The 24,255-nt window shown below is 66.3% G+C and carries 22 protein-coding genes; 13 read left to right on the plus strand and 9 right to left on the minus strand.

Annotated features, from left to right (window positions below; translation table 11 throughout):
- Window positions 1-53: 53 nt before the first annotated feature.
- The 3 genes from glnA (at window position 54) to ntrC (ending at window position 4,207) form a co-directional block, all read left to right on the plus strand.
- On the plus strand, window positions 54-1,466 hold the full coding sequence (gene glnA / locus FOC84_RS28690) for a type I glutamate--ammonia ligase (RefSeq protein WP_173148258.1): 1,413 nt from the start codon (window positions 54-56) through the stop codon (window positions 1,464-1,466).
- A 183-nt stretch (window positions 1,467-1,649) separates the two neighbouring features.
- The gene (glnL, locus tag FOC84_RS28695) at window positions 1,650-2,714 is read left to right on the plus strand and encodes a nitrogen regulation protein NR(II) (RefSeq protein WP_173148260.1); all 1,065 of its coding nucleotides are present in this window, start codon (window positions 1,650-1,652) and stop codon (window positions 2,712-2,714) included.
- Entirely contained in the window at window positions 2,714-4,207 is a 1,494-nt protein-coding gene (ntrC, locus tag FOC84_RS28700) for a nitrogen regulation protein NR(I) (RefSeq protein WP_173148262.1), read from the plus strand. The genes glnL and ntrC overlap by 1 nt, the downstream gene beginning before the upstream one ends.
- An 18-nt stretch (window positions 4,208-4,225) precedes the next feature.
- Here the strand turns inward: ntrC and FOC84_RS28705 are convergent, their stop codons facing one another.
- A complete protein-coding gene (locus FOC84_RS28705; RefSeq protein WP_173148265.1) occupies window positions 4,226-5,140 on the minus strand; it encodes a LysR family transcriptional regulator in 915 nt (304 codons plus the stop codon).
- A gap of 179 nt (window positions 5,141-5,319) precedes the next feature.
- Here FOC84_RS28705 and FOC84_RS28710 point away from each other — a divergent pair, with 179 nt between their 5' ends.
- The 3 genes from FOC84_RS28710 (at window position 5,320) to FOC84_RS28720 (ending at window position 8,100) form a co-directional block, all read left to right on the plus strand.
- The gene (locus FOC84_RS28710) at window positions 5,320-6,018 is read left to right on the plus strand and encodes a pirin family protein (RefSeq protein WP_173148267.1); all 699 of its coding nucleotides are present in this window, start codon (window positions 5,320-5,322) and stop codon (window positions 6,016-6,018) included.
- A 108-nt stretch (window positions 6,019-6,126) separates the two neighbouring features.
- Window positions 6,127-7,032: a pirin family protein gene (locus FOC84_RS28715; protein WP_173148269.1), complete on the plus strand. Its 906-nt coding sequence runs from the start codon at window positions 6,127-6,129 to the stop codon at window positions 7,030-7,032.
- 90 nt (window positions 7,033-7,122) lie between these two features.
- A complete protein-coding gene (locus FOC84_RS28720; RefSeq protein WP_173148271.1) occupies window positions 7,123-8,100 on the plus strand; it encodes a Bug family tripartite tricarboxylate transporter substrate binding protein in 978 nt (325 codons plus the stop codon).
- Window positions 8,101-8,115: 15 nt separating this feature from the next.
- On the opposite strand, the gene FOC84_RS28725 is transcribed toward FOC84_RS28720, so the two are convergent.
- From FOC84_RS28725 to FOC84_RS28735, 3 genes are all read right to left on the minus strand, one after another.
- Complete coding sequence (locus FOC84_RS28725) at window positions 8,116-8,892, minus strand: ABC transporter ATP-binding protein (RefSeq protein WP_173148273.1); 777 nt, start codon at window positions 8,890-8,892, stop codon at window positions 8,116-8,118.
- A gap of 5 nt (window positions 8,893-8,897) precedes the next feature.
- Window positions 8,898-10,568 (minus strand): ABC transporter permease, encoded by a 1,671-nt coding sequence (locus tag FOC84_RS28730; RefSeq protein WP_173148275.1) that lies wholly within the window; start codon window positions 10,566-10,568, stop codon window positions 8,898-8,900.
- A gap of 145 nt (window positions 10,569-10,713) precedes the next feature.
- Window positions 10,714-11,757: a Fe(3+) ABC transporter substrate-binding protein gene (locus FOC84_RS28735; protein WP_173148277.1), complete on the minus strand. Its 1,044-nt coding sequence runs from the start codon at window positions 11,755-11,757 to the stop codon at window positions 10,714-10,716.
- Window positions 11,758-12,093: 336 nt separating this feature from the next.
- Between FOC84_RS28735 and FOC84_RS28740 the strand changes: the two genes are divergently transcribed.
- Window positions 12,094-12,870, plus strand: a complete 777-nt coding sequence (locus FOC84_RS28740; RefSeq protein ID WP_173148279.1) for a ferredoxin--NADP reductase — start codon at window positions 12,094-12,096, stop codon at window positions 12,868-12,870.
- Between the two features lie 120 nt (window positions 12,871-12,990).
- Here FOC84_RS28740 and FOC84_RS28745 read toward each other — a convergent pair whose 3' ends face one another.
- From FOC84_RS28745 to FOC84_RS28755, 3 genes are read right to left on the minus strand one after another with little or no spacing between them, the layout of a single operon-like run.
- Window positions 12,991-13,959: a Bug family tripartite tricarboxylate transporter substrate binding protein gene (locus tag FOC84_RS28745; protein WP_173148281.1), complete on the minus strand. Its 969-nt coding sequence runs from the start codon at window positions 13,957-13,959 to the stop codon at window positions 12,991-12,993.
- A gap of 35 nt (window positions 13,960-13,994) precedes the next feature.
- Window positions 13,995-14,375, minus strand: coding sequence for an AtuA-related protein (locus FOC84_RS28750; RefSeq protein ID WP_173148283.1), 381 nt, complete (start codon window positions 14,373-14,375; stop codon window positions 13,995-13,997).
- Complete coding sequence (locus FOC84_RS28755) at window positions 14,372-15,730, minus strand: acyclic terpene utilization AtuA family protein (protein ID WP_173148285.1); 1,359 nt, start codon at window positions 15,728-15,730, stop codon at window positions 14,372-14,374. Before FOC84_RS28755 ends, FOC84_RS28750 begins: the two co-directional genes overlap by 4 nt.
- Window positions 15,731-15,828: 98 nt before the next feature.
- Between FOC84_RS28755 and FOC84_RS28760 the strand changes: the two genes are divergently transcribed.
- The 5 genes from FOC84_RS28760 (at window position 15,829) to FOC84_RS28780 (ending at window position 21,013) form a co-directional block, all read left to right on the plus strand.
- The gene (locus FOC84_RS28760) at window positions 15,829-16,728 is read left to right on the plus strand and encodes a LysR family transcriptional regulator (protein WP_173148287.1); all 900 of its coding nucleotides are present in this window, start codon (window positions 15,829-15,831) and stop codon (window positions 16,726-16,728) included.
- 85 nt (window positions 16,729-16,813) lie between these two features.
- Entirely contained in the window at window positions 16,814-17,200 is a 387-nt protein-coding gene (locus tag FOC84_RS28765; RefSeq protein ID WP_088158995.1) for a Rid family detoxifying hydrolase, read from the plus strand.
- A gap of 39 nt (window positions 17,201-17,239) precedes the next feature.
- Complete coding sequence (recG, locus tag FOC84_RS28770; protein WP_173148289.1) at window positions 17,240-19,330, plus strand: ATP-dependent DNA helicase RecG; 2,091 nt, start codon at window positions 17,240-17,242, stop codon at window positions 19,328-19,330.
- Between the two features lie 80 nt (window positions 19,331-19,410).
- Window positions 19,411-20,361, plus strand: a complete 951-nt coding sequence (locus tag FOC84_RS28775) for a LysR substrate-binding domain-containing protein (protein ID WP_173148292.1) — start codon at window positions 19,411-19,413, stop codon at window positions 20,359-20,361.
- Window positions 20,362-20,512: 151 nt separating this feature from the next.
- Window positions 20,513-21,013 (plus strand): Dps family protein, encoded by a 501-nt coding sequence (locus tag FOC84_RS28780; protein WP_173148294.1) that lies wholly within the window; start codon window positions 20,513-20,515, stop codon window positions 21,011-21,013.
- 77 nt (window positions 21,014-21,090) lie between these two features.
- Here FOC84_RS28780 and FOC84_RS28785 read toward each other — a convergent pair whose 3' ends face one another.
- Window positions 21,091-21,696, minus strand: a complete 606-nt coding sequence (locus tag FOC84_RS28785) for an RBBP9/YdeN family alpha/beta hydrolase (protein WP_173148297.1) — start codon at window positions 21,694-21,696, stop codon at window positions 21,091-21,093.
- Between the two features lie 317 nt (window positions 21,697-22,013).
- Here FOC84_RS28785 and FOC84_RS28790 point away from each other — a divergent pair, with 317 nt between their 5' ends.
- Complete coding sequence (locus FOC84_RS28790) at window positions 22,014-23,141, plus strand: branched-chain amino acid ABC transporter substrate-binding protein (protein ID WP_173148299.1); 1,128 nt, start codon at window positions 22,014-22,016, stop codon at window positions 23,139-23,141.
- A 102-nt stretch (window positions 23,142-23,243) separates the two neighbouring features.
- On the opposite strand, the gene FOC84_RS28795 is transcribed toward FOC84_RS28790, so the two are convergent.
- Entirely contained in the window at window positions 23,244-23,906 is a 663-nt protein-coding gene (locus tag FOC84_RS28795; protein ID WP_173148301.1) for a GntR family transcriptional regulator, read from the minus strand.
- Between the last annotated feature and the right edge of the window lie 349 nt (window positions 23,907-24,255).

Genomic DNA, 24,255 nt, shown 5'->3' on the forward strand with positions numbered 1-24,255 from the left:
TTTATGCCAGTCGACGGGCAAAGCCCTCGACCTTTTTATCTAATGGAGATGACATGGCAAGCCCGAAAGATGTCCTGAAACAGATCGCCGACAACGAAGTGAAATTCGTGGATTTCCGCTTTACCGATACGATTGGCCGTGAGCACCACATTACCGTGCCTCTCAGCCACATCGACGAAGACAAGCTGGAAAGCGGGCAGGCCTTCGACGGTTCGTCGATCCCGGGCTGGAAGGGCATTGAAGCCTCCGACATGCTGCTCATCCCCGACCTGTCCACGGCCAACCTGGATCCGTTCCGCGAAGAGCCGACCATGATCCTGTCGTGCGACGTGGTCGAACCGTCCGACCTGAAGGGCTATGACCGCGACCCGCGCTCGCTGGCCAAGCGCGCCGAAGCCTACCTGAAGTCCTCCGGCCTGGGCGACACCGCCTACTTCGGTCCGGAACCCGAATTCTTCGTCTTCGACGGCGTGACCTGGAACAGCGACATGTCCGGCACCTTCGTCAAGATCAAGTCGGAAGAAGCGCCCTGGTCCTCGGGCCTGGAATTCGAAGGCGGCAACACCGGCCACCGTCCCACCGTCAAGGGCGGCTACTTCCCCGTGCCCCCGGTCGATTCGTTCCAGGACATGCGTTCGGAAATGTGCCTGCTCATGGAGCAGATGGGCGTGCCGGTCGAAGTGCACCACCATGAAGTGGCCGGCGCCGGCCAGCTCGAAATCGGTACCAAGTTCAGCACGCTGGTGCAGCGCGCCGACTGGACGCAGATCGTCAAGTACGTCATTCACAACGTGGCCCACGCCTACGGCAAGACCGCCACGTTCATGCCCAAGCCCATCGTCGGCGACAACGGCTCCGGCATGCACGTCCACCAGTCCATCTGGAAGGACGGCCAGAACCTGTTCGCGGGCAACGGCTACGCCGGCCTGTCGGAATTCGCGCTGTACTACATCGGCGGCATCATCAAGCACGCTCGCGCGCTGAACGCCATCACCAACCCGGGCACGAACTCGTACAAGCGCCTGGTTCCGCACTACGAAGCGCCCGTGAAGCTGGCCTACTCGGCCCGCAACCGTTCGGCCTCGATCCGCATTCCGTACGTCGGCAACCCGAAGGGCCGCCGCGTCGAAGCGCGCTTCCCGGACCCCCTGGCCAACCCGTACCTGGCTTTCTCGGCCCTGATGATGGCCGGCCTGGACGGCGTGCAGAACAAGATTCACCCCGGCGATCCCGCCGACAAGAACCTGTACGACCTGCCGCCGGAAGAAGACGCCAAGATCCCGACCGTCTGCGCCTCGCTGGAACAGGCTCTGGAAGCCCTGGACAACGACCGCGAGTTCCTGACCCGCGGCGGCGTGTTCAGCAACGACATGCTCAGCGCCTACATCGACCTGAAGATGGCCGATGTGAACCGTCTGCGCATGACGCCGCACCCGGTCGAGTTCGACATGTACTACAGCCTCTGATGTTCTGAGGCTGTAGCTGGAGGTGGCGCGATGATGCAGGCAGAAACCAGGGCCCGCAGCACGCGCACCGCCAGATCGCGGTTCGACGTGCTGCCCGCCAGGCTCCGCGCCTGGCGGGCAGGGCGCCGGCTTCCGGCGCGGCCGTCGCGTTCCGCCGTCCCCTCACATTCGGGTATGTAGAAAATGAATGTAGAAGCTCTCGATTTGCTAGCCACGTCCGTTTTCCTGGTCAACGAACGCGGTCATATCGAATACGCCAATGCGGCCGCTGAAGATCTGTTCGGCCGCTCGCGCAAGCAACTGGGCGGCCACTCCGCCGCCACGCTGTTCGACAGTCCGGAAAACATCCAATCCTCCATCGACCGCGCCGCCGCCGGACGCTATGCCGACGTCAGGCAACTGGCCTCCTTGCGCCGCGCCGCCGAATCCGTGGAAGTGTCCGTGACGACCGTCGGACTGACGGGCCAGCGCTGGCCCGTGCTGATAGAAACCCGCGAGATCGAGCAGCGCGTGCTGGCCGACCGCAACCACCGGCTGGTTGACGAGATCGAAGCCCACCGCGAACTGCTGCGCAACCTGGCGCATGAAGTCAAGAATCCCCTGGGCGGCCTGCGCGGCGCCGCGCAATTGCTCGAAGCCGAGCTGCCCAGCGCGGCCCTGGCCGAGTACACCCAGGTCATCATTTCCGAAGCCGACCGCCTGCAGGCGCTGGTGGACCGCCTGAGCGGCCCGCAACGTGTGCCGCTGAACGCGCGGCCGGTCAACATCCATGAGATCTGCGAACGCGTCTGCGCGCTGATCCAGGCCGAATTCCGCAACGACGTCACGCTGCTGCGCGACTACGACGCCTCGGTGCCGGACCTGAAGGGCGACGCCGCCCGCCTGATGCAGGCCGTCCTGAACGTGGCGCGCAACGCCGCGCAGGAACTGGTCGCCCGGCCGCCGGGGCCGCGGACCGAGCCCGGCGTGGTCACGCTGCGCACGCGCGTGGCGCGGCAGGTGATGCTGGCTCACCGGCAGCACCGCCTGGCGCTGGTGCTGTCCATCATCGACAACGGTCCCGGCGTGCCGGACCAGATCCGCGACCGCATCTTCCACCCGCTGGTCACGGCCCGCGCCGGAGGCACCGGCCTGGGCCTGAGCCTGGCGCAGGACTTCGTGCAGCAGCACGGCGGCATCATCGAATTTGAATCCCGGCCCGGGCGCACCGAGTTCCGCCTGGTCCTTCCGATGGAGCCTGCATACTGATGAAACCCGTATGGATCGTCGATGATGACCAGGCCATCCGCTGGGTCCTGGAAAAGGCCCTGGCGCGCGCCGGGGTCCCCACCCGCAGCTTTTCCCAATCCGCCGATGTGCTGGAAGCGCTGTCGCACGATGCGCCCGCCGCGCTGGTGTCGGATATTCGCATGCCTGGCGGCAACGGCCTTGAACTGCTGCGTCAGCTGAAGGAACGCAATCCCGGCCTGCCGGTCATCGTCATGACCGCGTTCGCGGACCTGGACAGCACCGTGTCCGCCTTCCAGGGCGGCGCGTTCGACTACCTGGCCAAGCCGTTCGACGTGAACGAGGCAGTGGCGCTGATCCGGCGCGCCATGCAGGAATCCGCCGAGCCCGAAAATGCCGAAGGGCAGGGCGAGTCGGCGCAGAACAACGAGCGCTGGATGATGACGCAGTCCGCGTCCACCGCCATGCAGGAAGTGTTCCGCGCGATCGGCCGGCTGGCCCAGTCCAAGGTCACCGTGCTGATCACGGGCGAGTCCGGCACCGGCAAGGAACTGGTGGCGCGCGCCTTGCACGGCCACGGCGTGCGCGCCGGCGGCCCCTTCGTGGCGCTGAACGCGGCGGCCATCCCGCGCGACCTGCTGGAGGCCGAGCTGTTCGGCCACGAGCGCGGCGCGTTCACGGGCGCCAACAACCTGCGCCGCGGCCGCTTCGAGGAAGCGCACGGCGGCACGCTGTTCCTGGACGAAATCGGCGACATGCCGATCGAATTGCAGACGCGCCTGTTGCGCGTGCTGGCCGAAGGCAGCTTCTACCGCGTCGGCGGCGCGCAGCCGGTGCGCGTCGATGTGCGCATCGTCGCCGCCACCCACCAGCCGCTGGAGCAGCGTGTGGAGCAGGGCCTGTTCCGCGAGGACTTGTTCCACCGCCTGAACGTGATCCGGCTGCGCCTGCCGCCCTTGCGCGAACGGGTGGAAGATATCCCGGCGCTGGCTGGCCACTTCCTGACCGCCAGCGCCCGCGCGCTGGGGGTGCCGGTCAAGCGCCTGACGCCGGAAGCGCTGGCCGTGTTGTCCAAGTTCGACTTTCCGGGCAACGTGCGCCAGTTGGAGAACTTCTGTCACTGGCTGACGGTGATGGCGCCTGGCCAGACGGTGGAGCGCGCCGATCTGCCGCCGGAAATCCGCGCCATGGAGCATCAGCAGCAGCCGAGTCCGGCGCTGTCGCGTCCTGCCGCGTCCATGGCCGGCGTGGGTACGGTGGTCCAGTCCGCGGCGCCGGTGGAAGAGGGCTCTCCGCGCAACTGGCAGGATTCCCTGCTGCGCGATGCGCAGTACCGGCTGGAACGCGGCGAACCCGCGGTCATGGCCACGCTCACGCGCCAGTTCGAGAAGATCCTGCTGCAAAGCGCGCTGGACGCCAGCCGCGGCCGCCGCGTGGAAGCCGCTAGCCGCCTGGGCATCGGCCGCAACACCATCACGCGCAAGCTGCGCGAGCTGGGCATCGAGGACGAATAAGGCGCGCGGCCGCGCGCCTTATCCCATCCCCAAGAGGCTCTCGCACAGGCGCGGCGATTTCAGTTTCTGCAGCCACCACTTCAAGGCTTCGCCCGGCGGCTCCGAGCGCCAGGCGTAGGTCAGGTGCTCGGTCAGGGACATGCCTTCGTCGGTCTCGCACACCACCAGTACCCCTTGCGCCAGATAGGGCGCGGCCAGCGTCAGCGGCAGGTAGCCGCAGCCCAGGCCGCGCACCTGGGCGTCGATCTTGGCCTGCATGGTCGGCATTACCAGCATGGGTTGTTCGGCCAGGATGCCGCGCGTCTGCGGCGCCAGGTTGCGCGACGTATCCGCCACCACCACCGCGCAGTAGCGCGTGATGTCGGCCCGGCTCAAGGGCTGCGGCAGCGACGCCAGCGGATGGTGCGCGGCCACGCAGAAGCCGAATTGCGATTGGCCCATGGCTTGCGAGCGGTACGGGCCGGTGGGCTCGCCCGCCGCGCCCGCGCCGATGACCAGATCGGCCCGTCCCGAGGTCAGGGCGTCCCAGTTGCCGCTCAGCACCTCGCTGGAAAAACGCAGCGTGGTGGCGCTGCCCAGCGCCTGGAACTCTTCTATCAGATCGTATAGCGGCCGCCATGGCAGGACCGCGCTGACCGCGATGCGCAGCTCGACTTCCCAGCCCGTGGCGATGCGCTTGACGCGGCAGGCCAGGTCATCCAGCGACTGCAACACATGGCGCCCGTCCTTCAGCAGCGTTTCGCCCGCCGGCGTCAGCAGGGCGCGGTGCCCCGAGCGGTCGAACAGCAGCACGTCCAGGCCGTCCTCCAGCTTGCGGATGGAGTAGGTCACCGCCGAGGGCACCTTGCCCAGTTCGCGGGCCGCCTTGGCAAAGCTGCCGTGGCGCGCGATGGCGTCCACCAGGATGAGCAGTTCGGGGGTGATGGCTTGCATGGGTGCGCCTGGAATTGCCATTCAAAAAATTTGAATGGTTCCGTCAAAATATAGCGCCAAACAGGTGGCCGTGCACGCGCACAATATCACTCATGCCGGTGGTGCAGCGGCTTCCCTCCAGATGGTGGTGACCAAGCAAGGCTGCGCAACCATTCATATTATTGAAACAGGAGTCCACAATGCTTACCACTCGCCGCGCTGCTGAACGGGGTCACGCCAACCATGGCTGGCTGGACTCGTTTCACACCTTTTCCTTCGCCAATTACTACGACCCGGCCAATATGGGCTTTGGCGCCCTGCGCGTGATCAACGATGACCGCATCGCGGCTGGCCGCGGCTTCGGCACGCACGGCCATCGCGACATGGAGATCATCACCTATGTGCTGGATGGCGCGATCGCTCACAAGGACAGCATGGGCAGCGGTTCGACCATCCAGCCCGGTAACGTGCAGCGCATGAGCGCCGGCCGCGGCGTGATGCACTCCGAGTTCAATCCGCTGTCGGACCGTGAAACGCACATGCTGCAGATCTGGATCGAGCCCGACGTGACGGGCATTGCGCCCGAGTACGAAGAGCGCAGCTTCAGCGACGAGCAAAAGCGCGGACGCCTGCAAGCCCTGGTGTCGCCCGATGGCGCGGACGGCTCGATGAAGATCCATCAGGATGCGCGCCTGTATGGCGGGCTGTTCGACGGCGCCGAATCGGCCGCGCTTGATCTGGCCGCCGGCCGCCGTGCCTGGGTGCACGTGGCCCGCGGCAGCCTGACGGTCAACGGCGTCGAACTCTCGGCCGGCGACGCGCTTGCCATCACGGACGAGGCCCGCGTCGAGCTCTCGGGCGGCAAGGCCGCTGAAGTCCTGGTGTTCGACCTGGCGTGACCCGCAGCGGCGGGCGGACAGCAACGGTCCGCCCGCCGCCACTGTTTTTTCCCATGCAAGCGGCAGGCCTTAAGATGGGCCTTGGCCCCCAACCCGGAGAGTCCGATCATGTCCACCTTGTCCGAAGCAGGCGAAAGCCAGATTGAATCCGTCGTGGTGCCGCGCACCAGCGACCTGGGCGGCTTTTCCGTGCGCCGCGCCATCCCGTCCGCGCAGCGCCGCACCGTCGGGCCGTTCGTCTTCCTGGATCATATGGGTCCGATCGAGTTTGCTGCCGGTTCGGGCATCGACGTGCGCCCGCATCCCCATATCGGCCTGTCCACCGTGACCTATCTGTACGAAGGATCCATGGTGCACCGAGACGGCGCCGGCAATACCCAGACCATTCTGCCCGGCGAGGTCAACTGGATGACTGCCGGCCGCGGCATCGTGCATTCCGAGCGTTCCTCGCCTGAAAGCCGCCAGGCCGCGCAACGCCTCTGTGGCCTGCAGATCTGGGTGGGCTTGCCCAAGGAGCACGAGGAAACCGATCCGGGGTTCACGCACTACGGACTGGATGCCCAGCCGGTGGTCGAAGGCGAGGGCGTGCGCGCCCAGGTGGTGGCGGGTTCACTATTTGGCAAGACTTCTTCCGTGAAGACGCTGTCGCCGCTGTTCTATGGCGACATGCAGTTGCAGGCCGGCGCGACCACGGTGCTGCCGGCCGAGCATGAAGAGCGCGCCGCCTATCTGGCGCAAGGCACGGTCGAGATCGACGGCCAGGAATTCGAAAGCGGCCGCCTGATTGTGTTCGCGCCGGGCCGTCCCGTGCAGATCCGCGCCAAGACCGCGGCGCGCTTCGCCGTGCTGGGCGGCGAGCCCCTGGACGGGCCGCGCTTCATTTGGTGGAACTTCGTCTCCAGCAGCAAGGACCGCATCGAACAAGCCAAGCAGGATTGGCAGCGCAACCGCTTCGACCAGGTCGTGCCGGGCGACGAGACCGAATACATCCCGCTGCCCGAGCCGCGCGCCTGAGCCGGCACGCAAGCCGGCCGCGCGCAATCGCCGCGCGGCCGGGGGTATGATGCGCCTCCGACCCCAACAACAAAACGGGATGGAGACATCATGCATCGCTACACATTCAACACGCTGCGCGGCCTGGCCGCGCTGGCGCTGATCCAGGGCGCCTCGGCGGCGCTCGCCGCCGGCTATCCGGCCAAGCCCATCACCTTCATCGTGCCCTACACCGCAGGCGGCACCACCGACCTGGTGGCGCGCACGGCGGGTCAGAAAGTGGCTGAAAAGCTGGGCCAGCCCGTCATCGTCGAGAACCGCCCTGGCGCGGGCGGCAATATCGGCATGGACGCCGTGGCCAAGGCCGCGCCCGACGGCTACACCATCGGCTTCGGCGCGATTTCCACGAATGCCCTGAATCCCTTCGTCTACCCGTCCATGCCTTTCGATCCCACCAAGGATTTCACGGGCGTCAGCATGCTGGGCGCGTCCACCGTGGTGCTGGAGGTCGGCCCGGCGCTGAAGGTCGACAGCGTCAAGGATCTGGTCGCTTATGCCAAGCAGCATCCCGGCACCTCGTTCGGCACGCCGGGCACTGGCACCTCCATGCATCTGGCCGGCGTGATGTTCGACCAGCTGACCGGCGCCGGCATGCAGCACATTCCGTACAAGGGCAGCGCGCAGGGCCTGAACGACCTGCTGGGCGGGCATCTGCCAGTGATGTTCGACAATCTGCCGGCGTCGCTGCCGCACATCAAGGCGGGCAAGGTGCATGCGCTGGCGGTGACGGGCAGCAAGCGCGCGCCTGCCTTGCCGGACGTGCCGACGCTGGCCGAGCTGGGCTACGAGGCGGCCGTGGTGGATCCGTGGTTCGCGGTTTATGGCCCGGCGAAGATGTCGCCCGAGGTGACCAAGGCCCTGAGCGAAGCCTTCCAATGGGCGCTGGCCTTGCCGGAAGTGAAGACCAAGCTGGAGCAGGCCGGCTTCATGCCGTATGGCTCCACGCCGCAGGAAGTGGAGCGCCTGACCCAGAGCCAGCACGAAGCCTTCAAGGCTCTGTCGCAAAAAGTGAAGCTGTCGGCCGACTGAGCGGCCAGGCTAACCTCAGCGGCCGCGGGCGTAGGCTTGCTCGCGCCGCTCTTCCAGCGCTTCGCGGCGGATGAAATCGCGCACGAAGTCGCTGGCCGGATGATGGTGCAGGTTATAGGGCGTGTCCCACTGCGCGATGCTGCCCTTGGACATGACGCCGATGCGGTCGGCGATGGCGAAGGCTTCGGCCTGGTTGTGCGTCACCAGGATGGCCGTGTGGCCGGTGGTCTTGAGGATGTCGCGCACCTCGAAGGCCAGGCGTTCGCGCGTGTCCACGTCCAGGTTCGAGAACGGCTCATCCAGCAGCAGCAGGTCGGGCGAGGGCGCCAGCGCGCGCGCCAGCGCCACGCGTTGCTGCTGGCCGCCGGAGATCTCGTGCGGATAACTGTTGGCGGCATGCGCCAGGCCCACCAGTTCCAGCATTTCCTCCACGCGGCGCGCGCGCTCCGGGCGCGCCAGCTTGCGCAGGCCGAAGGCCACGTTCAGCGCCACCGTCAGGTGCGGGAACAGCGCGTAATCCTGGAACATCATGCCCACGCGGCGATGCTCGGGCGCCACCTGCACGGTGGGCGAGGAAATGACGGTGCCGTCCAGCAGGATGCGGCCGGCCCGCACCGGCTCGAAGCCGGCAATGGCGCGCAGCACCGTGGTCTTGCCGCAGCCGGACTCGCCCAGCAGGCAGCCGATATGGCCCACGGGCAGGCCCAGCGTCAGGTCCTGCACCACGGGCTTGAGGCCCGCGGGAGTGTCGTAGGCGAGGGAAAGGTGATCGAGTTCTAACAGATCGGGCACGATGATCAATGTCCCATTTTCAGATTGGTGCGCGCCAGCAGGATGACGGGGAACAGGCCGGCCAGCACGATGGCCAGCGCCGCGACGGCGCCTTCTTCATAGGTGCCGCGGGCCGCTTCCGCATAGAGCCAGGTGGCGAGCGTGTCGAAATTCATGGGCCGCAACAGCAGCGTGGCGGGCAATTCCTTCATGGCGTCCACGAACACCAGCAGGGCGCTGGCCGCCAGCGCCGGGCGCAACAGCGGCAGGTGCACGCGGCGCAGCGTGCCGGCCGAGCTTTCGCCCAAGAGGCGCGAAGCCTGCTCCAGCGACGGCGGGATGCGGGCCAGGCCGGCCTCCAGCGCGCCGGTCGAAATCGCCAGGAAACGGATGGCGTAGGCGCACACCAGCGCACCCATCGAGCCCATCAGGAACAGGCCCGTGCCACCGAATATTTTGGCCACCGCGGTGTCGATCCAGACGAACGGCGTCAGCAGGCCGATGGCCAGCACGGTGCCGGGCACCGCGTAGCCCAGGCTGGCGATGCGCGCGCAGGCGCGGCCCGGATTGAAGCCGGAGCTTTCGCGCAGCGTGCGTCCGGCCCAGGCCACGATCAGCCCGCACAGCAAGGTGACGATGGTGGCGCTGAAGGCGACGATCAGGGTATTGCTCAAACCGTTCAGCAACTGGTGCGACACCCCGCCCACCAGATGCAGCCGCTTATAGGTTTCCACGATCAGATAGAGCGCGGGCGCGACAAAACCGATCAGTACCGGTATCCAGCCCAGCACCGCGGCCACGGCCGCGCCCGGGCCGTGCAGGCGGCGCGGCTGCATCGGGCGCATGCGCTGCGTGTTGGCGTAGCGCTGGCGCTTGCGGCCATGGCGTTCCAGGAGGATCAGCCCGATCACGATCGCCAGCATGGTCAGCGCGATCTGCGCGGCGCCCGCCAGGTCCGAGCGCGTGACCCAGGTGGTGTAGACCGACACGGTCAGCGTCTGCACGCCCAGGAATTCGGACGCGCCGATATCGTTCAGCGTTTCCAGCAGCGCCAGGCTCACGCCCACCACGATGGCGGGCCGGGCCAGCGGCAGGGCGACCCGGAAGAACACCGCGATGCGGCCGGCGCCCAGCGTGCGGGCCGCTTCCAGCAGGCTTGCGGCCTGCGTCATGAACATGACGCGGGTGCTCAGGTACACATAGGGGTAGAGCACGAAGCCCAGCACGAAGATTGCGCCGTAGATCGAACGCAGGTCCGGCAGGCGGAACTGGCGCGGGCTGTCGTAGCCCAGCAGCGCGCGGATCGCGGTCTGTATCGGGCCGATGGGATGCAGCAGGTCCAGATAGGCGAAGGCGATGATGTAGGTCGGCACCGCCAACGGCAGCAACAGCGCCCAGGTCAGCACGCGCCGGGTAGGGAAGTCGTAGGCGGTCACCAGCCAGGCCGCGCCGGTGCCCAGCAGGGTGACCAGCACGCCCACGCCGGCCAGCAGCATGGCGGTATTGGCCAGCGCCTGGGGCAGCACGTAGCTGGCCAGATGCTGCCAATGCGAGAGTTCGCCGCCCAGCGCCCACCACCCCAACGTCAGGACGGGCGCCAATACGGCCAGCGCGATCAGGGCGGCGCCGGCCAGCCAGCCGGCCCCGCGTTCAGTCCAGCGCAGACGCAGCGGCCGGGGCAAAGAATCTGTGTGCATGCTTCAAAGTCGATTGCATCAATGGCAAGGCCTGCTCCCTCCAAAAAAGGGAGCAGGCCCTACGCGCGGGCCTGGACGCAGCCCCCGCGTTTGTCACTGCCGCATGGTTGCGCCGCGCCGCAAGGCGTGGCGCTCCACGGGCTTATCAGTTGTCGAAACCGACCTTGTCCACCAGTTCGCTGGCTTGCTTGCGATGCTTGGCGATCTCGGTCAGGGGCAGCGGGTCCACCTTCAGCTCGCCGAAGCTGGCGATCACGGGGTCCAGCTTCACGCCCTTGCGGACGGGGTATTCATAGTTGGCCTGAGCGTACAGGGCCTGGGCGGGTTCGGACACCAGGAAGTCCAGCAGCTTGACCGCGTTGGCCTTGTTCGGCGCGTGGGCGGCAACGGCGGCGCCGCTGACGTTCACGTGCGTGCCGCCGCTCTTGGCGTTGGCGAAGGTCGGGCGGATGACCTTGATGGCGTCGCCCCACTTGCGCGCGTCCGTGCCGGGTTCCGCATTCTTCATGTGGCCGACATAATAGGCATTGGCCAGGCCGATGTCGCAGATGCCGCCCAGGATGTCGCGGGCCACGTCGCGGTCGCCGCCGGCAGCCTTGCGGGCCAGGTTGGCCTTGACGCCGCGCAGCCATTTTTCAGTGGCTTCCGCGCCGTCATGCGCGATCATGGAGGCGACCAGCGCGGTGTTGTAGGGATGCTGGCCCGAGCGGATGCAGACCTTGCCCTTCCACTTGGGGTCGGCCAGGTCTTCGTAGCGGAAGGCTTCCAGCTTCAGGTCCTTTTCCACGTACAGCACGCGGTCGCGCAGCGACAGGGCGTACCACTTGCCGTCGGCGCCGCGCAGGTTGGCGGGGATGACGGATTCCAGGGTTTGCGACTTGACCGACTGCGTCACGCCGCCATCGACCAGATCCAGCAGGTTGCCGATGTCCACGGTCATCAGCACGTCGGCGGGCGACTTGGCGCCTTCGGCCTTGACGCGTTCCAGCAGGCCGTCCTTGACGAAGACCGTATTGACCTTGATGCCGCTTTCCTTGGTGAAGGCGTCCAGCAGCGGCTGGATCAGCTTGGGTTCCCGGGTGGTGTAGAGGCTGACTTCCTCGGCGGCGTTGGCCGACACGGTGAAGGCGGCGGCGCCGGCCAGCGCCAGGGCGCGCAGCAGCGAATTCAATTGGGGACGCTTATTCATGAGGAGGTGCTCCGGCTAGGGCTGCAGAAGGAATCCAGGGTGTCCCGGGCTTCCCGCTGCTCAAAACAGTCTGCTAACGAAAATGATTATCAAATGAGAACGCGACGATAACAGGAAGCAAAGCGGCATTCAACTATTCGTAAGTCGGACAGGTATCGGGCTTGATCCCCATCAATACGGCATAAGCGTATTACGGAATAATGAGAGCAGTTATCATCGGGACCCTGTAGAATAGGGTCAACCCTAATGCCGGCCGCGTCTTTTTTGCGGCACGGAATGACCCAGCGGCACAAGCCGGGCGCATTGCCCGGGGCGGTCGCCCTTATTTGATACGACATGGCTGCTTTCAACACTGAGCGCGTACTAAGCGTGCACCACTGGAACGACACCCTGTTTTCCTTCACCACGACGCGTGACTCGGCCTTGCGGTTCCACAATGGCCACTTCGTGATGATCGGATTGGAAGTTGAAGGCAAGCCCCTGCTGCGGGCCTACAGCATCGCCAGCGCCAACTATGAAGAGAACCTCGAGTTCCTCAGCATCAAGGTGCAGAACGGTCCGCTCACGTCGCGCCTGCAGCATCTGAAGGAAGGCGACACCATCCTGGTCAGCCGCAAGCCCGTGGGCACGCTGGTCGTCGACGACCTGAAGCCGGGCAAGCACCTGTTCCTGTTCGGCACGGGCACGGGCCTGGCGCCGTTCATGAGCATCATCAAGGATCCGGACGTCTACGAACGCTTCGACAAGGTCATCCTGGTGCATGGCGTGCGTTGGGTCAGCGAGCTGGCCTATGCCGACTTCATCGAAAAGGAACTGCCGGACAACGAGTTCTTCGGCGATGTGGTGCGCGAGAAGCTCGTGTATTACCCGACGGTCACGCGCGAACCGTTCCGCAACCAAGGCCGCATTACCGAGCTGATGGAAAACGGCAAGCTGTGCGCGGACATCGGCATTCCCCAGATCAACCCGGAAACCGACCGCGCCATGATCTGCGGCAGCCCCCATATGCTGGCCGACATCAGCGCCATGCTGGACAAGCGCGGCTTCACGGTATCGCCGGGCGTGGGCCAGCCGGGCGACTACGTGGTCGAGCGCGCATTCGTGGACAAATAAGTCCCGGCGCAGGCTCCAAGCCAGAAACCCATCGCAGCGATGCGATGGGTTTTTTGTTTTCTGGCGCCGTACAACACCGTCGTGGCGGGCCTGCGCACCGCCGCCCGCAGGCGTTCCGGCCTATTCGGGCTGGATGCCGGCCTTCTTGATGATGCCGCCCCATTTCTTCGACTCGGCTTGCTGGAACGTTGCCAGTTCCTGCGGCGTGGAGCTGGCCGCGTCCGTGCCCGTCTGGGCATAGAACTGCTTGGCGGGCGCGCTTGCCGTGGCCTTGACCAGCAGTTCGTTCAGACGCTTGATGACATCCGGCGGCGTGCCGGCAGGCGCGTAGGCGGCAAACCAATAGCCCATCTCGTAGCCCGGCACGCCCGATTCGGCGATGGTGGGCACGTCCGGGGCCAGCGGCGAGCGGGCCTGGCCGGTGACGCCGAGCGCGCGCAGCTTGCCCGACTTGACCTGGGGCAGGCCGGTCGCCGTGTCGGTGATCATCATGTCGATCTGACCACCCAGGAGGTCGGTGACCGCCAGCGGATTGCTCTTGTACGGCACGTGCAGCAGCTGCACGCCCGCCATCTGCTGCAGCAGTTCGCCGGCGATGCGGCTGCTGGAACTGCCGCTGCCGAAGCTCAGCTTGCCGGGCGCTTGCTTGGCCTGCGCCAGGAACTCGCCGACCGTCTTGGCTTGCGAGCTGGGATTGACCACCATGATCTGGCCGCCTTTGCCCAGCAGGGTCAGCGGCGCGTAATCCTTGACTGGATCGTAGGTCAGCGTCTTGTAGAGATGTTCGTTGGCGGCGTGCGTGGTGTTGGTGGTGATCAGCACCGTGTAGCCGTCCGGGGCCGCGCGGGCGCCGGCCGCGGCGCCTATCATCGCGCTGGCGCCGGGCTTGTTCTCGATCACCACGGCCTGGCCGGTCTGCTCGGTGACGCCCTGGCCGATGGCGCGGCCGATCTGGTCGGTCGCGCTGCCGGCCGCGAACGGCACGATGAAGGTGATGGGCTTGGCGGGGAACTGGGCCTGGGCCATGGCCGCGACGGGCAGGGTGGCAGCCAGCAGCAAGGCCAGCCGGCCTTTGGAAGCAATGCGCATGTGTGTCTCCTGTGGGATTTTTATAGGAATCGAAATCAGGCGGCCGCGGGGCGGTCGCCGGGTATGTCAGGCAGCCGGCCGGCCAGCGCCGGGCTGACCTCGACCGTCATGTCCAGCAATCTGAATGACAGGCTCTTGCCGTGCGTATCCAGGTTGAGGGCATCGTTGACGCCGCCGTCGAGCACTCCTTCCAGCACGAAGTTCATGGCGTGCAGCGTGGGCAGCGTGTAGCGGGTGACGCGCCTGGGATGGCGGTAGGCAAACCAGGCGGCGACGCGGGCTTCGGTGACCTGGGCGGCCAGCGCCTCGTAGCATTCCGGATCCCAGGCGATCAGGCTCAGGTTGGAGATGTCGCCCTTGTCCCCGGAACGGCTGTGCGCCAGGCGGTACAAGGGAACTGCGATCAGCGGATTCATTGCGAGGCGTCCTCCAGGAAGGTCCAGCCGCTGGGCACGGCGTCGCGCGGCAGGGTGCAGGACAGCATGTTCAGGCGCGGGCGCAGCGCGGTGCGCACGCCGCCGCCGCCGGCCGGGCCGCAGGTATAGAGCGCGGTCACTTCGCGCAGCACGCTCTCTGCCAGCTTGCGGTCCATGTGTTCGGCCGCGACGCGCAGGCGCACGTCGCGCGCATGGCCGTGGGGCAGGGCGGACAGCATGTTGCCGGCGTCGTCGCCCAGGATGCTGATCGCGCCGATCAGGTCGGCGCGCAGGCGCAGGGCCGGGTCCAGGCGCTTGCGCACGATATCGGCCGCCAGGCGCGCGCGCGCCTCGGCCTGCACGCCGGCATAGGAGATCTCGGCTTCGGCCAGCCAGCCGCCGCGATAGCAGACGTTGACCTTGAGTTCGCCGGGACGCGCGTGGCCGGTGATGCCGCGCACCGCCACCCGGTCGCCGCCCAGCTCGGCCACTTCGGCGCGGCTGAGGTCGGCGACGACGTCCGGCGTCAGGTAACGCGCCGGATCGTGCACCTCGTACAGCAGTTGTTCCTTGACCGTGCGCGCGTCGACCATGCCGCCGGTGCCGTCGGCCTTGCCGATCACGAACTCGCCGTCGGCGTGGATCTGGGCGATGGGAAAGCCCGCCGCATGCACCTCCGGCACGTCCTTGAGACCGGGCACGCAGAAGTAGCCGCCGGTGACCTGCAGGCCGCACTCCAGCATGTGGCCGGCCATGGTGGCGCGGCCCAGGCGCGGCCAATCGTCCATGGACCAGCCGAAGTGGGCCAGCGCCGGACCCAGTGTGAGCGATGGATCCGACACGCGGCCCGCGACCACGATTTGCGCGCCGGCCCTCAGCGCCTCTGCAATCTCGGCGGCGCCGAGGTAGGCCGTGGCGCTGACCACGTCCAGGCCTTCCAGCGCGCCGCCCAGGCGCTGGCGCAGCAATTCCCGTTGCGCGTCGCTGGAGAGCGCATCGCCGTGTACCACGGCGATGCGCGGCGCGGCCAGGCCTTGCTGCCGGGCGAGCGCGGCGATGCGGCGGGCGGCGGCGGCGGGGTTCGCCGCGCCGAAGTTGCCGACGATGCTGATGCCGTGGCGCAGGCAGTCGCCCAGCACGGGGCCGACCAGTTCGTCCAGCAAGGGCTCGTAGCCGCGCTCCGGGTCCGCGTTGCGCGCCAGCTGCGCCAGCGCCAAGGTGCGTTCAGCCAGCGTTTCGTAGATCAGCACGCCGCCGCCTCGGGCGATCAGGCTGCGCACCACGGCGGCGGCGCCGTCGCTGCGGTCGCCGGAGAATCCGGAGGCGCAGCCTATGTGAAGGGGGAGTTTGGACATACGGATTCGGTGCTGTTCTTGGGGGATCCGAATCCACTATAGGCATGCTTCGCTAATCAGTAAAATAGAAAGATCGGATCAATTCATAGAGAAAAGCCATGAATCTGTCTGCCCGGCAATTGCGCGCGTTCGTGGCCCTGGCCGAAGAAAAACACTTCACCCGGGCAGCCCAGCGCTGCCACCTGACGCAGCCGGCCTTCAGCGCCCTGATCCGCCAGCTGGAGGACAGCGCCGGCATGCGGCTGTTCGACCGCAACACGCGCCATGTGGAGTTGACGGTCGAGGGACAGGTGCTGGATGCGACGGCGCGCAGGTTGCTGGCCGACATGGACCTGGTCATGGAGGACCTGCGCGACCATGCCGCCAGGCGCCGCGGGCGGGTGGCGCTGGCAGCCTTGCCTTCGCTCGCCGCAGGCTGGCTGCCGGGGCTGTTGGCGCGCTTTCGCGAGGCCTATCCCGGCATCACGGTGGACCTGCGCGATGCCTTGCTGGATCCTTGCCTGGATCTGGTGCAGGCCGGGCAGGTAGACTTCGCGGTGGCGTCGCGGCGGCCGGACATGAACGATCTGGACAGCGAATTCCTGCATGCGGACCGCTATTTCCTGGTCTGCCGCGCCGACCATCCGCTGGCGGGCGCGGGCCGTGCCCGGCTGCGCGACATCCTGCGCTATCCGATGATCCAGCTGGCGCGCGGCAGCAGCGTGCGCAAGCATCTGGATGCCGCCCTGGGCGCCGATGCGCCGGCGCCGGTGTTCGAGGTGGAACATCTGGCGACGGCGACGGGGCTGGTGCGCGCGGGCCTGGGGATTTCGGTGGTGCCGGCGATGACGCTGTTCCATTTCGGCGGGGCCGACCTGCGCATCGTGCCGCTGGCCGGCAAGGCCTTGACCCGTCCTCTCTACCTGGTGCGGCGCAAGGGCCGCACCCTGTCAGTCGCGGCGCAGGCCCTGTATGACCTGTTGCGGGAGCATCGGGGGGATATCGATAGCGCACCCTAGGGCGTTAAGCCACTTTCGCAAATGTCTATTGCTGGATAAACTTCGATAGTTGTAGTTTCTATCCGTCTTTCGAAGGATTCCGCCCATGAGCAAGCAAATCATCCATACCGACACCGCGCCCGCCGCGGTAGGCCCTTACTCGCAAGCGGTTGCCGTAAGCGGCACCAAGACTGTCTATCTCTCGGGCCAGATCGGCCTGGAGCCGGGCACTGGCGATCTGGTTTCCGAGAACTTTGATGCGCAGGTGCGCCAGGCGTTCGCCAACATGCAGGAAGTCATCAAGGCCGCCGGCGGCACGCTGGACAACGTGGTCAAGCTGACGCTGTTCCTGACCGACCTGGGCAAGTTCGCCGCCGCCAACGCCATCATGGCCGAGATCATTCCCCAGCCGTTCCCGGCGCGCTCGACCATCGGCGTGGCCAGCCTGCCCAAGGGCGCGCAGTTCGAAGTCGAAGCCATCCTGGTCCTGTAAGGCCCGTCCGGACTTTTCGATCCAGGGGTTCGTTTCTTCATGACGGCCGCAGCCGCGGCTTCCAAGCGATCCGGCGCCGATAACAAAGGCGCCGGCCGTGCGATGACGGATACGGAGCGCAAGCTCCGTAACCTGGGTTTGGTGCTGCCCGAGGACTTCGTGCTGCACCTGCCGCTGCGCTACGAGGACGAAACCCGCATCATCCCGATCAGCGACCTGCGGCCTGGTTTCGCCGGCCAGGTGGAAGGCGAGATCACCAAATCCGAGGTGTCCTACCGGCCCCGGCGCCAGCTGACCGCCACTCTGGCGGACGACAGCGGCGAGCTGCAATTGCGCTGGCTGAATTTCTACCCCAGCCAGCAGAAACAAGTCAGCGTGGGCAAGCGCCTGCGCGCCCGCGGAGAGGTCCGAGGCGGCCTGTTCGGGCGCCAGATGGTGCATCCGCGCATGACCAATGCGGACGCGCCGCTGCCCACGGCGCTGACTCCCGTGTATCCCAGCACCGAAGGGCTGCCGCAGCTGACCTTGCGCCGCGCCATCGCGCAGGCGCTGGACCGCGCCGACCTGTCCGACACCTTGCCCGACGAGGCGCGCGCCCGCTATGACCTGCCGCCGTTCGAGCCGGCCATCCGCGCGTTGCACACACCGGCCCAGGGCGAGTCCGAGCAGGCCTTGCTGGACCGCGTGCATCCCGCCTGGCGCCGCATCAAGTTCGACGAGCTGCTGGCGCAGCAGTTGTCGCTGGCGGCCGCGCGCGCCGCGCGCCGCGTCAAGGAATCCGAATCGCTGCCGGTGCGCAATGAGGCCGGAGGGCTGGTGGCCAGGCTGTACGAGGCGCTGCCGTTCAAGCTGACCGGCGCGCAGGAGCGCGTGGTCCAGGAAATCTCCGCCGACCTCGCCAAGCCTTATCCCATGCACCGCTTGTTGCAAGGCGACGTGGGCAGCGGCAAGACGGTCGTGGCGGCCATCGCCGCGGCGCAGGCCATCGCCAGCGGCGCGCAGGTCGCGCTGATGGCGCCCACGGAAATCCTGGCGGAACAGCACTTCCGCAAGCTGGTGTCCTGGCTGCAGCCGCTGGGCGTGAACGTGGCATGGCTGAGTGGCAGCCTCGCCGCGAAGGCGCGCCGCGAAGCCGTGGCGGCCGCCGCCGACGGCAGCGTGCAATTGATCGTGGGCACGCAGGCGCTGATCCAGGATAACGTCGAATTCCATCGCCTGGGCCTGTCCATCGTCGACGAGCAGCACCGTTTCGGCGTGGGGCAGCGCCTGGCGCTGACGCGCAAGGGCGAAACCGTGCGCGGACGCATCGTGCCGCACCAGCTCAACATGAGCGCGACACCGATTCCGCGCACGTTGGCCATGACCTTCTTCGCCGATCTGGACGTTTCCGTCATCGACGAATTGCCGCCTGGGCGCAGCCCGGTCCTGACCAAGTTGGTATCGGACGCGCGGCGCGAGGAAGTCATCGCCCATATCGCCCAGGCCGCGCGCGGCGGGCAGCAAGCCTACTGGGTCTGTCCGCTGGTCGAGGAAAGCGAGGCCCTGGAACTCCAGACCGCCGTGGACACCTACGAAGCCATGCGCGTCGACCTGCCGGACTTGCGCATCGGACTGGTGCACGGCCGGCTGCCGCAGGCCGAGAAGGCCGCGGTGATGCAGGCCTTCCGGGATGGCGAGGTCGACCTGCTGGTCGCCACCACCGTCATCGAAGTTGGCGTGGACGTGCCGAACGCCTCGTTGATGGTGATCGAGCACGCCGAGCGTTTCGGCCTGGCGCAGTTGCATCAATTGCGCGGCCGGGTAGGACGCGGCACCGCCGAATCGGTATGCGTGCTGCTCTATCAGACGCCGCTGTCGCAGGTGGCGCGCGAACGCCTGCGGGCCATGTTCGAAACCTCCGACGGCTTTGAAATCGCCCGCCGCGACCTGGAACAGCGCGGTCCGGGAGAGTTCCTGGGCACGCGCCAGTCCGGCATGGCACTGCTGCGCTTCGCCGACCTGGAAACGGACGCGGCCATCGCCGAAGACGCGCGCGATGCCGCGGTCTGGCTGCGCGCCGAACATCCGGCCGCGGTCGAGGCGCACCTGGCACGCTGGATGCGAGGGCGCGAGGATTTCCTGCGCACCTGACCATGCAGCCAGCCACGAACCTTAATCAAGCAAGCGCCAGCCACGAGGCTGGGGCATAACCCCCGGGGGCGTAGTCCACCATGACTCTCACCGAACTCAAGTACATCGTCGCCGTGGCGCGCGAACGGCATTTCGGCCGCGCAGCCGAGGCCTGTTTCGTCAGCCAGCCCACGCTCTCGGTGGCGATACGCAAGCTGGAAGATGAATTGGGCGTGACGCTGTTCGAGCGCGGCGGTGCCGAAGTCGGCGTCACCCCTATCGGCCAGCGCATCGTGGCGCAGGCGCAGAAGGTGCTGGAAGAAAGCGCCAGCATCAAGGAAATCGCACGTCAGGGGCACGACCCGCTGGCCGGCCCCTTGCGCGTCGGCGTCATCCACACCATCGGCCCGTACCTGCTGCCGCGGCTGGTGCCGGTGCAGATCAGCCGCACGCCGCAGATGCCGCTGTTGCTTCAAGAGAACTTCACCGTGCGCCTGGTCGAGCTGCTGCGCCAGGGCGAGATCGACTGCGCCATCATGGCCTTGCCGCTGCCTGAGGCTGGCCTGGTCATGCAGCCCCTGTACGACGAGCCCTTCATCGTGGCGGTGCCCAACGACCATGAACTGGCGCGGCGCAAGTCCATCGACGCGCAGGACCTGAAGCAGCAGACCATGCTGCTGCTGGGCAGCGGCCATTGCTTCCGCGACCAGGTGCTGGAAGTGTGCCCCGAGCTGTCGCGCTTTTCTGCGGCCAGCGACGGCATCCAGCGCACCTTCGAAGGCTCCTCGCTGGAGACGATACGCCACATGGTTGCCGCGGGCATCGGCGTGACCGTCCTGCCGGTGACGGCGGTGCCGGAGCAGCCGCCGTCCAACAGCCTGCTGCGCTATCTGCCCTTTGACGGCCATGTGCCGGAGCGCCGCGTGGTGCTGGCCTGGCGGCGCAGCTTCCCGCGCTTGGCCGCCATCGAGGCGCTGGCGCAGGCCGTCTACGCCTGCGAGCTGCCCGGCGTGAAGATGCTGACCGACGAGGTCGCCGCAGTGCAGGATTGATTTCCAGGCCGCTGCCCGGCGGCCCGGAACGCACGGTTTGCGCCGCGTCAAAAGGTCGCAGGACTGATTGATGAAAGCGGCGGAGATTGCGGCGTTTCGCCGCATTTGCAGTGTTATCCTTGTTTCGCACATACATTCCTAGGAGCTAGCAATGGCCAAGTCCCCCAAGAAGACCTCCAGCGTTCCGCGCATCAACATCGGTATCTCGGACAAGGACCGCGCCGCCGTCGCCGGCGAACTGTCCAAGCTGCTGGCCGACTCGTACACGCTGTACCTGATGACGCACAACTTCCACTGGAACGTCACGGGGCCCATGTTCAACACGCTGCACCTGATGTTCATGACCCAGTACACAGAAGAGTGGAACGCGCTGGACAGCATCGCCGAGCGCATCCGCGCGCTGGGCCATTACGCGCCGGGCACCTACCGCGAATTCAGCAAGCTGTCCTCGATCGCCGAGCCGGAGTCGGTGCCGGAAGCGCTTGAAATGGTGCGCCTGCTGGTGACCGCCAACGAATCCGTCGCCAAGACCGCGCGCGCCGCTTTCGAGAAGGCCGATGCCGCCAACGACCAGCCCACGGCCGACCTGCTGACGCAGCGCCTGGACGTGCACGAAAAGAACGCCTGGATGCTGCGCAGCCTGCTGCAGTGACCGCGGCGGCAGCCGCCGCATGAAAAAACCGGAACCTCGCGGCTCCGGTTTTTTTTCGTCCAGCGGCCGCGATGCGCTCAGACCTGATGCGACAGCGGACGGGCCGGTATGGGCGCGATGCGTTCGGGCGGCGGCGACACCCGCCACACCGCGCGGCGGCGCAGCGCGCCCAGGAGCTTCAGGCCTTGCGGCCAGTCGTCCAGGCCGCTGTCGGCATTGAGGTGGCCGGCGCCGGGCACGATCACCAGCCTGCTGCCCCAATCGCGCGCGAAGGCGCGGGCGCGTTCCAGCTGGCAGTAGGGATCGTTGTCGCTGGCGACGACCACGCTCTGGAAGGGCAGGGACTGGCGCGGGATGGGCGCGAAGTCCCTCAAGCAGGCGGGCGCGCTGGCGCGCTCCACGTCCGCCGGCGCCACCAGCAGGGCGCCGGCGACCTTGGCGCGCAGCGGTACGGGCAGGGCGGCGCTGATCAGGCAGCCCAGGCTGTGCGCAATCAGAAGGACGGGGCTGCGGGCCTCGTTCACCTCGGTGGCGAGCGCGGCGATCCAGTCGCCGGGAGCGGGGTGCTCCCAGTCGTTTTGCTCGACGCGGCGCGCATGCGGCAGCAGGGCCATCCAGCGCGATTGCCAGTGTTGAGGCCCGGAGTTTTTCCATCCGGGAACGATGATCGGTTGGAGTCTCATGGCGGCCATGATGCCGCGCGGTCTTAGTAACGCAAACGAATAAATCGTCTTTTGCATATACGCCTGCGGGTATAAGCCGGGAGCGTCCAGGAATGCCGCAGCGCAATAATCAGACGCGTATCAAAGTGGTCCGAAACGGGCCCGGAAGGGGCTATTTTTCAGTGTATGCTTGCCGTGCAATCGCAATGCAACCGGGCGTGACCAAGGCCGAAACCCCTGCAAAGGGCAGTCCAGCAGGCATGCTTGGCCTGGAGATGATCCGGCGTTCGCCACGGTGCAAAAAACTAACGATTACAAATCATTAGAGGAGTCCACACATGAAGCCAGTATTTCGTCTGACCCCGGTCATCGCAGCGCTGGGCGTCGCGGCCGGTCTGGCGTTTGCCTCGGGAGCGCAAGCGCAAACCATCAAGATCGGCGTCGTCGGCCCCACCACCGGCGCGGTCACCCAGTATGGCGATATGGTCCGTGAAGGGGTCGATACCGCGGTCGAACGCATCAACGCCGCCGGCGGCATCAACGGCAAGAAGCTGGAAACCGTCGTGATCGACGACGGCTGCGAACCCAAGCAAGGCCCGGTCGCCGCCAACCGCGTCGTCAACAGCAAGATCGGTTTCGTCGTGGGCCACGTGTGCTCGGGCGCCACCATCGCCGCCGCCGACATCTACAACAACGAAGGCGTCGTCATGGTCACGCCGTCGGCGACGTCGCCGGCCCTGACCGACGGCAAGAACTACGAGTTCATCTTCCGCACCATTGGCCGCGACGACCAGCAAGGCCCCGCCGCCGCCAAGTTCATCCTGGACAAGATCAAGCCCAAGAAGGTCGCCGTGCTGCATGACAAGCAGTCCTACGGCCAGGGCATCGCCACCGCGGTCAAGAACGACCTCGAGAAGGGCGGCGTGGCCGTCGCCGTGTTCGAAGGCATCAACGCTGGCGACAGCGACTACTCGGCCGTCATCACCAAGTTGAAGAGCCAGGGCGTGGACTTCGTCTACTACGGCGGCTACCACCCCGAAATGGGCCTGCTGCTGCGTCAGGCGGCCGAACAGGGCGTGAAAGCCAAGTGGATGGGTCCGGAAGGCACGGGCAACCCCGACATCAATGCCATCGCCGGCGACGCCGTCGAAGGCATGCTGCTGACGCTGCCGGCCGACTTCACCCAGAGCGCCGCCAACGCCGATATCGTCAAGGCCTTCGAAGCCAAGAAGCGCAACGCCAGCGGCGCCTTCCAGATGACCGCCTACACGGCCACCCAGGTCATTGCGGACGGCATCAAGGGCGCGGGCAGCGACGACCCGACCAAGGTCGCCAAGTACCTGCACGCCAATTCCTTCGACACGCCGATCGGCAAGGTGTCCTGGAACAAGCAAGGCGACCTGACGAACTTCCAGTTCGACGTGTTCACCTGGCACAAGGACGGCTCCAAGACCGTCTACAAGTAAATCCTGCTGCGGGCCCCAGGCCTGCGTCAGCGGCGCAACGGCTTGCCGTTGCATGGAAAATCGGGCCGGAAGCGATAGTCTTCCGGTCCGATTTTTTTTGCGTCACAGATGAGGCCCGACCACCGCCGCGGTTTCCTCGATGTGAATCATGAGCAATGCGCAGGCGCGGTCCGCATCGCGGGCCAGCACGGCATCCATCAACTCGCGGTGGTCTTTCTCCATATCCCTTTCGGTCATGGCTAGCGGCAGCTTGCCATTGATGGGCGTATGGCGGTAACGCTCGGAATTGAGCACCAGCTGCTCGTCGAGCCTGCGTAGCCATCCCGACTGCGCCGCGTCGAACAGGGCGAAATGGAACTGCGAATGGGCCGTTTCCCAGCGACGCTTCGAGTCGGCGTCTCCCTGGGACGGCACGGGCGTGTGCGTGAGTTTGTAGAAGGCCGCAACGATCTGGGCGCCCCAATCTTCGTCGCCATGCTCGATGGCGTCGCGCAGCAATGCCGCTTCGATCTGCTGACGCGCCCGGGTGATGTCCAGCAGATCCACGCGCGACAGCTCGGCCACCCGAAAACCGCGTTGGCCTTGACTCCGCACGAGGCCGTCGCGGCTGAGCAGCAACAAGGCCTCCCGGATAGGACTGGTTCCCAGGCCGTAACGCTCCTGCAGCGCTTGCGGCTGCATTTTCTCGCCCGACTCGAAGACGCCAGTCAGCAGGTCATGCTGCAAGCGTGCATAGGCTTGTTCGGACAGCGTGGGCTTCTGCATGGCGACTTATCGTTCCGGCGATATTTGCACAATTTGGTAATCATACCCATGTGAGTCGTTATCGGTGGAAAGTCCCTATATTTGTTAATTCGGCAAAAATTTATAAATATAGAAATTATTTGCGAATTATGACGATGGGTGCTTCAACGATCTCCTCACTTCTCGCCGGCGCCCAGTTATCCCGGACTTCCCGGGCGCCGACGAGCCTGAAGTCTCGCGCCTTTCTCTGTTGATCCCGAGTGTTTCCTAGTGCTGGTCCAGCGCCTGTGGCGCTGTCGTTTGTGCTCGCCGTGACAGTGGCGTCCCGGCGAGAAATCCAAATCATCAAATTCAGGGGAATGGAATGAAA

The sequence above is a fragment of the Achromobacter pestifer genome (assembly GCF_013267355.1).
In the GTDB taxonomy this organism is placed as follows: Bacteria; Pseudomonadota; Gammaproteobacteria; order Burkholderiales; family Burkholderiaceae_B; genus Achromobacter; species Achromobacter pestifer_A.